Genomic DNA, 11,336 nt, shown 5'->3' with positions numbered 1-11,336 from the left:
CGGCTGGGTCCGGTCAGTTGCGGTTGCCCAGCGCGAAGAGCAGCAGCACGAAGCCGGCGAACAGGTGCGTGGCGAAGATGTAGATGCCCGCGCGGATGAGCATCGCCTTGCGGCGCGCCTTCTCCTCGTCCGTACCGTCGCTCATGGTGGGTTCTCCTCGGGTCGGGCTCAGCGGGTCGGCCGGCCGCCGGTGGCGCGCAGCTCGGTCAGCAGCGTGCCCTGGTCGGCGATCAGCTCGGTCAGGATGCGGCGCGCCGCGCGCAGCAGTTCGGCGACGTCCGGGGTGCTGAGCGCGTACACCACGGTGTTGCCCTCGCGGGTGGCCGTCACCAGCTGGGTGCGGCGCAGCACGGCGAGCTGCTGGGAGAGGTTGGACGGCTCGATCTCGATCTCGGCCAGCAGCTCGCGCACCGGCCGGGGCCCGTCCTGGAGCAGTTCGAGGACACGGATGCGGACGGGGTGCCCGAGGGTGCGGAAGAAATCCGCCTTCGCCTGGTACAGCGGGACCGGCATCGTCCGCTTCGCTCCCTCGCGTCCGGTTCGGTGGTCGTCCGGCCGGCGGGCGTCTGCCTGCCCGGCCGAGAGGAATCATCGCGACAGATGAAGATTTCTTCAAGTCGTCACGGTCGGAGGTGACGCCCGTCACTACCCCGCCCGATCCCGGACACGCAAGAGCCAGGCCCGGGACGCTGCCAACCCCCGGACCCGGCAGCCACGATGACGGGCCGTCAGCAACCTTACAGGCACAGGACCGTCACCGGGCGTGCCGGCGAAAACACGAACCGGGCCCAGGGGCTTCACACCCCCGGGCCCGGCCGTCGACCGGTCGTGTCGTCAGCAGTTCACCGGAACGGAGACGGTCACCGGGCGCGGCCCCCACCCGTAGGAGGTCACGGAGAAGGTGGCGTTCACCGTCGAGCCGCACGGCACGGTGGAGGTGAAGCCGTCGAAGCGCAGGGTGTTGATCTGGAAGATCCCGCGCCCGTTCACGGACCCGAGGGAGGTGCCGCCCGCGATCTCGGCCGACAGGGTGGTGAAAAGCTCCTTCGGCGCCGGCGGCCACGGGGTGCCCGGGGAGGGCGGGCCCGCCATGCCGACCTTGCCGTAGACCACGACACTGTCACCGGTGACATCGGTGCAGGCGTACGTCGCCAGGCCGGACTGCAGGCCGTAGGTGCAGGTCGTGACGGTGGTGGCAGTGGTGGCGGTACCGGCCGAGGCGGCGAAGGCCGAGGTGGGCGCGGTCAGCAGGGCGGCGGCACCGGCGGCGCCGGCAGCGAAACGGGTGAGGCGGTTCATGATCTCCCCTTCTGAGGGAATCGCAATGGAATATCCAGGGTGACGTGTCGCATATGACATTTCATACGCGCCACGACGAAGACTTTGCCATGCGATTCATAGCCTCCAGGCGCATTTGGCCTTCGAAGTGCTGACCCGGCCGAAATCTAACCTTGGATGGCGGGAACCAGCCCGACACACGCGGCCCTCGGGCCAATCCCCTCTGAACGCCCGGTGAACCCGGCTGACGATCCATCAGACGGTCCGTCCAGGGGGCCCAGTCCAGGGGGCTCAGCCCAGGGGCTCAGCCCAGGGGCTCAGCCCAGGGAGGCGCGCAGGGCGTCGACCCGGGCCACGGCCGCGGTGAAGGCGGCGCGGTCGAGCTCGCCCGAGTCGAGGGCCGCGGCCAGTGCCTGCGCCGCGTCCTCGCCCTGCTGGGCGTCGCGGGCCGAGCAGAGGATCAGGTCCATCCCGGCCCGGGCCGCGGCGAGGGCGCGGGGGCCGGTGGCGCCGTAGGGGGCGAGGGCCTCGGCCTCCAGGGCGTCGGTGACCGTCACGCCCTCGAAGCCGAGGCGCCCGCGCAACTCGCCCTGGACGACGGCGGGCGAGAACCCGGCGGGGTGGTCGGGATCGAGGGCCGGATAGACCGCCCAGGAGGTCATCACCAGCCGCACGCCCGCCGCGATGGCGGCGCGGTAGGGCGCCTCGTCGCGCTCCCGCAGGCGTTCCAGCGTGACGGGCAGGGTGACGGGGCGGGTGTCGGTGTTCTCCTCCCGCGCGGCGGCGCCGAGGCCCGGGAAGTGCTTGGCCGTGGCCGCGACGCCCAGGCCCTGCTGGGCGGCGAGGAAGGCGGTGCCCGACTCGGCCACCCGGCGCGGGTCCTGGCCGTAGGAGCGCTCGTAGCGGTCGATGAAGTTCCCCGGAGTGTCGTAGACGTCCAGCACCGGCGCGAGGTTGACGTTGAGCCCGGCGTCGGTGAGCGTGCGCGCGGCGCCCGTACCGGAGGAGACGGCCGCCGCCAGCGGGTGCGGCGCCGACCCGGTGCGGCGGGCGGAGAGTTCGGGCGCCCCCGGCAGCCGGCGGACCTTGCCGCCCTCCTGGTCGGTCATCAGCAGCAACGGCAGCCCGTCCGGGGACTCGGCCGCAGCCTGCTTCAACTGGGCGACGGCCTGGGCGAGTTGCTCCGGGCCGGTGATGTTCTCCCCGAAGAGGATCACCCCGGCCGCCCGGCCCTCCCGGATCGCGCGCAGCACGGCGGGCGGCGGTGTCGGCCCCGGGTAGGAGAGCACGATCCGGCGGCCCGCGAGCACCCGCGCGTCCTCGTGGTGGAACGGCATCGTCATCCGCCTCTCCTCGGGGGCGCCGCCCGCGAGCGCCGCCGAGCCGGAGGGCACCGGCCCGCTCACGGCGGCCAGCGCCGCCAGCACCACACCGAGCCGGACCGCACGCCGTAACGGGCCCATGACACCTCCTGGGTCGAGCAGTCGGGCAGCCAAGCAGTCGGGCAGCGGAGCTACGGCAGGCCAGCGTAGTGCCGCACGCCCGCGCCCGGCAGTACGCCACGCGCCCCCTCGCACGCGCACCGGCCGCCCGGCAACTCCCGTGTCACCGCCGCCCGATAGCCTCCCGCTCATCCGATGATCGACTGATCAGCTGATCGATAGGGACCTCGAAAGGGCCACGCCCATGCCCCTGCCCACCCCCGACGTCGACCGCCTCCTCACGCTCGGCGCCCGCTACGACTGCCCGAACGGCACGACGGCCGTCGTGGTCGCCCTCCCCACGGCCGAACTGCCGCTGCCCAGCGGGACGGTGTCCGCCTGCGACCCGCACGTCTGCCTCAGCGAGCCGGGCGAGCCGTTCCCGCAGAGCGCGCCGCCCGGCAGCTACCCGGTGACGCTGTCCGTCGTGGAGTTCACCCGGCCCGGCGACGAGGAGTACACCCCGGACCGCCGGGTCGCCGCCGCGCACCTGCGGCTGGCCGAGGAGCCGGTCGTCCGGTGGGCGATGGCGGACGGCGAGGAGGAGGAGATCCAGGCCCTCGGGGAGGAGGACTACTTCGGCTACGGCGTCGACACCGGCACCGGCTGCTTCTTCGACGCGGCCGCCGGTGACGAGCTCTACGACCTGCTCGGCGACGGCGACACCCTGGAGGCGGGCTTCGACGCCCGCGCGGACGTCGACCCGGACGACCTGGGCCCGGCCGTCTTCACCGACCCCGACACCGGCGGGGGCTAGGCCGTGTCTTTCGGTTCACGCCGGGCGGTCGCCGCCGGGGCACGCACCTCGACGGCTTCTCGTCAGTCGCCAATGTCCCCCAGCCTTCGGCCGGGAGGTGCCCCCACCGCAGTGGCTCCCTCCTCGGCACCGCCGATGCACGCACCCCAACGACGCCCGCTTATCCGACGTGAACCGAAAGACACGGCCTGGTCGCCTTCCGCACCGGCTTCGGCGACGGCCGCTACCCCACCTGGGCCGGCTACGGCGCCGACGGCCGGCCGGTCGCCCTGGTCACCGAGTTCCTGATCGTCCCCCAGCCCGGGCGGCCCCCGGGGCGTGTCTGACAATTCCCGCCGGACGGTCGCCGCCAATTGTCAGACACGCCCTGGACCTCGGCTGAGTCGCGTCAACTCCCCCAGCACCGCCACGCCTTCGGCGATCTCCCCCACCGGGACGGCCGCGTAGCCGAGCACCAGCCCGGGCGGGCCGGGCAGCCGCGCGTGCCAGGACAGGGGCTGCACCTTCACGCCCCGCTCCAGCGCGGCCGCCGCCAACTCCGCGTCCGTACAGCCGGGTTGCAGCGGCAGCGTGAGCATCAGGTGCAGTCCGGCGGCGGCACCGTGGACGGTCGCCTCCGGCAGGTGGGCACGGATCGCGGCGATCATGGCGTCCCGGCGGCGGCGGTGGCTGCGGCGCAACAGCCGCAGGTGGCGCTCCAGTTCACCGGAACGCATCAGCCGGGCGAGCACCAGCTGCGGCAGGATCGGGTTGCCGAGATCGGCGAAGCGCTTCGCCTCCAGGACGTCCTCGCGCAGCCTCGGCGGCACCAGCAGCCAGCCGGTGCGCAGCGCGGGGGCGAGCAGCTTGGAGACGGTGCCCAGGTAGCAGACCCGGTCGGGCAGGACGGCGTGGAGGGCGGGGACGGGCGCGCGGTCGTAGCGGTGCTCGGCGTCGTAGTCGTCCTCGAGGACGAGGCCCCCGTCCGCCGCCCACTGCAGCAGCTCGCGCCGCCGTTCGCCGCCGAGGACGACGCCGGTCGGGTACTGGTGGGCGGGGGTGAGCAGGACGGCCGGGGCCCCGAGGGCGCGCAGCGCGTCCACCCGCACGCCCTCGGCGTCGACCGGGACGGGCGGGACGGAAGCGCCGAGCCAGTGCGCGAGGTGCTGGCGCGTGCCGAGGGAGCCCGGATCCTCGACGGCGACCTCGGTGACGCCGATGCGACCCAGGGCGCGGCCGAGCAGGGCGAGGGCCTGGGAGGCCCCGGCGACGATCAGCACCTCCTCGGGGTCGGTGCGGATGCCCCGGGTGCGGGCGAGCCAGTCGGCGACGGCCCCGCGCAGCTGGGAGGTGCCGCGGATGTCGCCGTAGCCGAGGTCGGAGGCGGCGAGGGTGTCGAGGACGGCGCGTTCGGCGCGCAGCCAGGCCGCGCGGGGGAAGGCGGCCAGGTCGGGCACCCCGGGCGTGAGGTCGATCCGGGCGGGGGCCGCCCGCAGCCGGTCGAACACCTCGCGCTCGGGCTCCTCCGCGAACAGCCCGGGCCCCTGCGCGGCCACCGGCCGTACGGCTGCGGGCGCGCGCCCGGCGGGGGCCGCGACGACGACGGTGCCGCCCCTGCCCCGCCCGAGGACGCGCCCCTCCTCGGCGAGGCGCCGGTACGCGTCGGTGACGACGCCGCGGGAGACGCCGAGCTCGCCGGCGAGCAGCCGGGAGGCGGGCAGCCTGCTGCCGGCGGGCAGGCGCCCGTCCGCGACGGCGGCGCGCAGCTGCTCGGCGAGCCAGTCGGTCAGGCCCCGGCGCGGGGCGTGGGCGGGGTCGAGCTGGAGGAAGTCGGCGCCGGCCTCATCCACCCTGGACCCGGCCGCTTTGGACCCGTCGAGTGGCTCCTCTTTGGACCTGTTCACCGGTCCATACTGGCGCGAGGGTGGAGCCATGACCACGGAAACCATGGAAACCACGCGCAACCCGAACCCCGACACCGCCTACGTCCACGGCTACTCGCCCCACGAGGCCCAGCGCCTCGGCGACCAGGCCGACACCCTCGCCGACCTGCTGCACGCGGGCACGGCCTTCCCGGCGGGCAGCCGGGTGCTGGAGGCGGGCTGCGGGGTGGGCGCGCAGACGGTGCACCTGCTGGCGGCCAGCCCGGGCGTACGGCTGACGGCGGTGGAGCTGTCCGCCGACTCGCTGGCGCGGGCCCGCGAGCGGGTGGCGGCCGAGGCGCCGGGCACCGACATCCACTGGCACCACGGGGACCTCCACGAACTGCCCTTCCCGGACGGCTCGTTCGACCACGTCTTCCTGTGCTTCGTCCTCGAGCACCTGCCCGATCCGGTGGCGGCCCTGGCCGCGCTGCGCCGGGTGCTGCGCCCGGGCGGGACGGTCACGGTGATCGAGGGCGACCACGGCTCGACGCTCTTCCACCCGGAGAGCCCGGCCGCCCGCCGGACCATCGACCACCTGGTGCACCTACAGGCCGAGGCGGGCGGGGACGCGCTGATCGGCCGCCGGCTGCACCCGCTGCTGACGAAAGCCGGCTTCGCGCAGGTGACGGTGCGCCCTCGGGTGGTCTACGTGGACGACGCCCGCCCGGCGCTGGTGGAGGGCTTCACCCGGCGGACGTTCATCGCCATGGTCGAGTCCGTACGGGCGGACGCGCTGGCCGCCGGACTGTCGACCGCCGAGGCGTTCGACCGCGGCCTCACCGAGCTGCGGCGCGCGGCCGAGCCGGGCGGGACGTTCCTCTACACCTTCTTCAAGGCGGTCGCGGTGAAGCCCCAGCCGTGAAGGCCCAGCCATAGAGCCCCAGCCGCGAAGTCCCAACCGTGAAGCCCCAGCCGTAGAGCCTCAGCCCCGCACCGGCGGGCCCTCGGTGTCCCCGAGCGCGGTGAGCATCGTGCGCATCGCGTCGACCAGGGCGGCGGAGCGGGTGTCGTCGAGGCCCTCCAGCAGGCGGTGCTCGGTGGCGAGGTGGTCGGGCAGGGCGCGTTCGATCAGGGCGTGGCCCTCGGGGGTGAGGGCGACCTCGCGGCTGCGGCCGTCCTGGTCGCTGCGGGTGCGGGTGACCAGGCCCCGGGCCTCCAGCCGGTCGAGGCGCTGGGTGACGGCGCCGGAGGTGACCATCGAGGACTGCATCAGGCCGCTGGGGGTGAGGCGGTAGGGCGGGCCGCTGCGTTTGAGGGTGGCGAGGACGTCGAAGGAGGCGGCGTCCAGGCCGTGCCGGGCGAAGGTGCGGTCCAGTTCGGCGCTCACCAGGCGGTGAAGGCGCTTGAGCCGGCCGAACACCTCCATCGGCGAGACGTCCAGGTCGGGTCGCTCGGCCCCCCACTGAGCGACGACGCGGTCCACGTGATCTGCATGCTCTGCCACGCCTCTCAGGGTAGGGGATGCCCCTCGATTCCTTAGTGATGAGGTAACCGTGAGCCACCTCACTCCCACCCTCGGATGGAATATGTCTTAGCAGTGAGATACATTGGCTTAGTGCTAAGACAACGACTCGGGATCGTGCTGGCGACCGCACTCGCCCCCGCCGTCTGGGGATCGACGTACCTCGTCACCACCGAATTCCTCCCGCCCCACCGCCCGCTCCTCGCCGCCACCCTCCGGGCCCTGCCCGCCGGGCTGCTGCTGATCGCGCTCACCCGCCGACTGCCCACCGGCAGCTGGTGGTGGCGCTCCCTCGTCCTCGGCGCGCTCAACATCGGCGTCTTCCTCGCCCTGCTGTTCGTCGCCGCCTACCGCCTGCCCGGCGGCGTCGCCGCCACCGTCGGCGCCGTCCAGCCGCTGGTCACCGCCGGGCTCTCCGCCGCCCTGCTCGGCGACCGGCTGAGGCTGCGCACCGTGCTGTCCGGCATCGCCGGAGTCGCCGGGGTCAGCCTGCTCGTGCTGCGCGCCAACGCCCAGCTCGACATGGTCGGCGTGGCCGCCGCGCTCGGCGGCGCCCTGGTCATGGCCACCGGCGTCGTCCTCTCCAAGCGCTGGGCCTCCCCCGCGCCGGTGCTCGCCACCACCGGCTGGCAGCTCGCCGCCGGCGGGCTGATGCTCGCGCCGGTCACCCTGCTCGTCGAGGGGCCGCCGCCCTCCGACCTCACCGGCACCAACCTGCTCGGCTACGCCTACCTCAGCCTCATCGGCGGCGCGCTCACCTACGCCCTGTGGTTCCGCGGGCTGCGCGCCCTTCCGCCCACCTCCGCCTCCTTCCTCTCCCTGCTCAGCCCGGTGGTCGCCACCGCGCTCGGCTGGCTGGCGCTCGGGCAGGACCTCTCGCCGTTCCAGGCGCTCGGCGCGTTGATCGTCCTCGCCGCGCTCGTCTCGGCGCAGACCCAACGGCAGCGGCCCACCGCCCCGCCGCCACCGGCCGACAAGGCGGACCCGGCCCGCGCCCGGTCCGTCCACGAGAACGCCTGAGCACCTCCCGACACCCGAACACCTCCCGACGCCCGAACAACCTCCCGACGCCCGAACACCTCCCGACGCCCGAACACCTCCCGAGGAGAAACCCCATGCGCATCACCGTCTTCGGCGCCACCGGCAACGTCGGCCGCCGGGTCGTCACCGAGGCCCTGACCCGCGGCCACGAGGTCACCGCCGTCGTCAGGAACGCCGCCAGGGCGCACGGTTTCCCACCGACCGTCGCCATCACCGTCGGTGACGCCCGCGACCCGGAGGCCGTCGCCCGGATCGCCGACGGCCAGGATCTGGTGATCACCGCGACCCGCCCGGCCCCCGGCAGCGAGCACGAACTGCCCGCCGCCACCCGGGGCCTGCTGGCCGGCCTCACCGGTACGGACGTACGGCTGCTGGCCGTCGGCGGCGCGGGCAGCCTCACCGTCCCCGGTACGGACGGCGTGACCCTCGTCGACGACCCCTCCTTCCCGGACGAGATCCGCCCGATAGCCCTGGCCTGCAACGAGCAGCTCGACCTCTACCGCGCCGACCCCGCCGTCGACTGGACGTACCTGAGCCCGGCCGCACTCCTGGAACCCGGCGAGCGCACCGGCCGCTACCGGCTCGGCCGCGACGATCTGCTCCTCGACGCCGACGGCAACTCCGCCATCTCCATGGAGGACCTCGCCGTCGCCCTCCTCGACGAGGCCGAGACCCCGACCCACCGCCGCACCCGCTTCACGGCGGCCTACTAGGGTGTGTCGTTCGGCTCACGCCGGGCGGCCGCCGCCGGGGCACGCACCTCGACGGCTTCTCGTCAGTCGCCAATGGCCCCCAGCCTTCGGCCGGGAGGTGCCCCCACCGCAGTGGCTCCCTCCTCGGCACCGCCGATGCACGCACCCCAACGCCGCCCGCCCATCCGACGTGAGCCGAACGACACACCCTGCCCCCTTAGGGGTCGGTCTCAGGGTGTATCCAGCACCACCCCCAAGACTGATGCCCGCATGATCGAGCGTCAGGGCCGCGCCCGGAAGGATCGTTCCCGTGAACACGACCTCCTCCCGCTCCCGCCGGGCCGCCCTGGCGCTCGCCGCCGCGACCGTCGCCGGGCTCGCCCTGCCCGCCACCGCCGCCTCCGCGGCCACCTCGGCCACCTCGGCTCCCGAGGGCCGCGACCCGGGCGACGCCGTCGCGGTGCCCGCCCGCTACAGCCACCAGATCCTCGACTGGCAGCCCTGCGACGGGCAGCCGGCCCTGGAATGCGCCACCATGGCCGTGCCCCGCGACTGGACCGACCCGGACTCCGGGCTGGCCGACCTGAGCATCGCCGTCTCCCGGCACAAGGCCACCGACGCCGCCGGGCGCAAGGGCACGCTGATGCTGGGCGCCGGCGGACCGGGCGCGCAGAACGGGCTGGTCCGGCCGGCCGGGCTGGTCAAGGCCGCGCCCAAGGTCGCCGCCGTGTACGACATCGTCGGCCTCGACCAGCGCGGGGTCGGCCGGAGCACCCACGTGGTGTGCGAGACCCAGGAGGAGTGGCAGGGGTTCCTGGCGGGCGACTACCGTGACCGGTCCCCCGAGGCGATCGCCAAGGTCATCGACAACTCCCGCAAGTTCGCCGAGAGTTGTCAACGGAACAGCGGCGACCTGCTGCCCTACATCAACACCGTGCAGACCGCCCACGACGTCGACCTGTTCCGGGGCCTGCTCGGCGAGCGCAAGCTCAGCTACCTCGGCCCCTCCTACGCCTCGATGATCGGCGCCTACTACGGCACGCTCTTCCCGCACCGGGTCGACCATCTGATCCTCGACAGCAACATCGGCTGGGAGAGCACCTGGGAGAGGTTCGAACTCGGCCAGCCGATGAGCTTCCAGCGCCGCTTCGACGAGGACTTCGTGCCCTGGCTCGCCGCCCGGGACGCCACCTACCACTGGGGTTCGACGCCCGAGGAGGTCACGGCGCACTGGGAGCGGGTGCGCGCCGGACTGCACGACAAGCCCATCGTCGACGGCTCGTTGACGATCGGCCCGAACCAGCTGGACAACGGCGCGATCGGCACGGTCTACCTGGCCTCCAACTTCCCCTCCTTCGCCCAGGCCCTGACCGCCCTCGACGACTGGCAGGCGGCCGGGCCGGACGCCAAGGACCTGGCCCACAAGGCCTTCGGCCACTACCTCGGACCGGAGTTCACCGCCGAGTACTTCTCCGTGACCTGCTCCGACACCCCGTGGAACCGGGACCTGGACACCTGGGTCGAGCGCAGCGCCGAACTGACCGCCCGCTACCCGCTCGTCGGCCCCCGCACCCTCGCGTTCAGCGCCGTCTGCGCCGCCTGGCCGACCGACCCGGCGCCCCGGGTGAAGGTCACCGGCGCCCACCTGCCGCCGACCCTGATGCTCAACTCGGTGCACGACCCGGCCACCTACTACGAGGCCGCCGTCGGCGCGCACCGCGCCCTACGCGGCTCCCGGCTGGTCACCGTCACCGGCAGCGGCGACCACGGCCAGTACCCCACGGCGAACACCTGCGTCACCGACGTCGTCGAGCGGTACCTGCTGGACGACCGGGCACCCGAGCACGACCTCACCTGCCCGACCCCGCAGGCCGGTTGAGCCGAAAGCCACGGCCTACCGCCTGAACCGGGTGCGCAGCCACGCGAAGCCCGCCGCCAGGCCCACGAAGCCCGCGAACGCCAGCTTGATCCCGGCCTTGGCGACCAGCACGCCGATCAGCGGGATGCTCCACCCCAGCCAGTTCAGGAAGGCCAGCATCACCGCGCATCCGCAGAGCACCGCCAGCACGGTGGCGCCCACGGCGGCGGCCCGCGACAGCTCCCGCGGGCCGTCGCCGCCGCCCGGTTCCGTCTGCTCCATGCCACCCGCCACGTCGTTCGTACCCCCAGTGTTCATGGGTTGATGGTACGGCGTCAGCGGCGGGCCCGGTGGGTGTCGCCGAGATGCTCCCCGGTCTCCTCGTCGGGGAAGCTGACGGCGAGGGTGACGCGGTACTCGTCCACGTCCTCGCGGTGGCCCGGCACCCGGGCCCAGGCGAGGGAGTGCACCTCCGCCTCCGGGGCCTGGCGGCACCAGGCGGCCGCCTCCTCCAGCGCGCGGGCGGCCGAACGGCCGGTGCACACCACGGCGGTGTACGCGGCCACCGAGACGTCCCCACCGCCGCGGCACACCCGCGAGACGGCCCGGACGGCGGCCGCGGCATGGGTCAGGTCTCGGGCGAGGTCGTCGACCACCCGAGGGGGCGCCGGCAGGACGACCGCCCCCTCGGCGACGGTCTCCGGCAGGTTCGCGCTCACGGTCCGGTCCTCCATCCACGTCGTCACGCGGCACAGCATGGCGCTCCCCCGGCCCTGGCATGCCCACATTCACCAGAACGTCACCCGTCCAGGCGGGAGTTGGGGCCACTTCCTGGTGCCGGGGCCGCCGTCCTGCTAGAGGGC

14 protein-coding genes are annotated in these 11,336 nt (G+C 73.9%); 6 read left to right on the top strand and 8 right to left on the bottom strand.

All coding sequences use genetic code 11. The features are described from left to right. Positions 1-13 precede the first annotated feature (13 nt). From ACIBCA_RS19625 to ACIBCA_RS19610, 4 genes are all read right to left on the bottom strand, one after another. Positions 14-145, bottom strand: a complete 132-nt coding sequence (locus tag ACIBCA_RS19625; RefSeq protein ID WP_396284188.1) for a DUF6126 family protein — start codon at positions 143-145, stop codon at positions 14-16. A 23-nt stretch (positions 146-168) separates the two neighbouring features. After that, complete coding sequence (locus ACIBCA_RS19620; RefSeq protein ID WP_396284187.1) at positions 169-513, bottom strand: ArsR/SmtB family transcription factor; 345 nt, start codon at positions 511-513, stop codon at positions 169-171. A gap of 321 nt (positions 514-834) precedes the next feature. After that, on the bottom strand, positions 835-1,299 hold the full coding sequence (locus ACIBCA_RS19615; RefSeq protein ID WP_396284186.1) for a hypothetical protein: 465 nt from the start codon (positions 1,297-1,299) through the stop codon (positions 835-837). Positions 1,300-1,595: 296 nt separating this feature from the next. Continuing rightward, on the bottom strand, positions 1,596-2,741 hold the full coding sequence (locus tag ACIBCA_RS19610) for a glycoside hydrolase family 3 N-terminal domain-containing protein (RefSeq protein WP_396284185.1): 1,146 nt from the start codon (positions 2,739-2,741) through the stop codon (positions 1,596-1,598). A 223-nt stretch (positions 2,742-2,964) separates the two neighbouring features. Between ACIBCA_RS19610 and ACIBCA_RS19605 the strand changes: the two genes are divergently transcribed. Next, positions 2,965-3,516 carry a DUF4241 domain-containing protein gene (locus ACIBCA_RS19605; protein ID WP_396284184.1) on the top strand — a complete coding sequence of 184 codons (552 nt, stop codon included), beginning with the start codon at positions 2,965-2,967 and terminating at the stop codon, positions 3,514-3,516. A 188-nt stretch (positions 3,517-3,704) separates the two neighbouring features. Next, positions 3,705-3,842, top strand: a complete 138-nt coding sequence (locus ACIBCA_RS19600) for a DUF4241 domain-containing protein (RefSeq protein WP_396284450.1) — start codon at positions 3,705-3,707, stop codon at positions 3,840-3,842. Between the two features lie 30 nt (positions 3,843-3,872). Here the strand turns inward: ACIBCA_RS19600 and ACIBCA_RS19595 are convergent, their stop codons facing one another. Then, complete coding sequence (locus ACIBCA_RS19595) at positions 3,873-5,429, bottom strand: PLP-dependent aminotransferase family protein (RefSeq protein ID WP_396284183.1); 1,557 nt, start codon at positions 5,427-5,429, stop codon at positions 3,873-3,875. On the opposite strand from ACIBCA_RS19595, the gene ACIBCA_RS19590 reads away from it, so the two are divergent. After that, on the top strand, positions 5,428-6,282 hold the full coding sequence (locus ACIBCA_RS19590) for a methyltransferase domain-containing protein (RefSeq protein ID WP_396284182.1): 855 nt from the start codon (positions 5,428-5,430) through the stop codon (positions 6,280-6,282). The genes ACIBCA_RS19595 and ACIBCA_RS19590 overlap by 2 nt on opposite strands. A 60-nt stretch (positions 6,283-6,342) precedes the next feature. On the opposite strand, the gene ACIBCA_RS19585 is transcribed toward ACIBCA_RS19590, so the two are convergent. Further along, positions 6,343-6,864, bottom strand: a complete 522-nt coding sequence (locus ACIBCA_RS19585; protein WP_396284181.1) for a MarR family winged helix-turn-helix transcriptional regulator — start codon at positions 6,862-6,864, stop codon at positions 6,343-6,345. 111 nt (positions 6,865-6,975) lie between these two features. Between ACIBCA_RS19585 and ACIBCA_RS19580 the strand changes: the two genes are divergently transcribed. From ACIBCA_RS19580 to ACIBCA_RS19570, 3 genes are all read left to right on the top strand, one after another. Further along, a complete protein-coding gene (locus ACIBCA_RS19580) occupies positions 6,976-7,902 on the top strand; it encodes an EamA family transporter (RefSeq protein WP_396284180.1) in 927 nt (308 codons plus the stop codon). 95 nt (positions 7,903-7,997) lie between these two features. Continuing rightward, complete coding sequence (locus ACIBCA_RS19575) at positions 7,998-8,636, top strand: NAD(P)-dependent oxidoreductase (protein ID WP_396284179.1); 639 nt, start codon at positions 7,998-8,000, stop codon at positions 8,634-8,636. Between the two features lie 289 nt (positions 8,637-8,925). Beyond that, complete coding sequence (locus ACIBCA_RS19570; RefSeq protein ID WP_396284178.1) at positions 8,926-10,494, top strand: alpha/beta hydrolase; 1,569 nt, start codon at positions 8,926-8,928, stop codon at positions 10,492-10,494. A 15-nt stretch (positions 10,495-10,509) separates the two neighbouring features. Here the strand turns inward: ACIBCA_RS19570 and ACIBCA_RS19565 are convergent, their stop codons facing one another. Both ACIBCA_RS19565 and ACIBCA_RS19560 read right to left on the bottom strand, forming a co-directional pair. Then, the gene (locus ACIBCA_RS19565) at positions 10,510-10,791 is read right to left on the bottom strand and encodes a hypothetical protein (RefSeq protein ID WP_396284177.1); all 282 of its coding nucleotides are present in this window, start codon (positions 10,789-10,791) and stop codon (positions 10,510-10,512) included. Between the two features lie 17 nt (positions 10,792-10,808). Further along, positions 10,809-11,192, bottom strand: coding sequence for a hypothetical protein (locus ACIBCA_RS19560; RefSeq protein WP_396284176.1), 384 nt, complete (start codon positions 11,190-11,192; stop codon positions 10,809-10,811). Between the last annotated feature and the right edge of the window lie 144 nt (positions 11,193-11,336).

The organism is Kitasatospora sp. NPDC051170 (assembly GCF_044455705.1).
GTDB lineage: Bacteria > Actinomycetota > Actinomycetes > Streptomycetales > Streptomycetaceae > Kitasatospora.
This window is presented reverse-complemented; position numbering and strand designations above follow the sequence as displayed.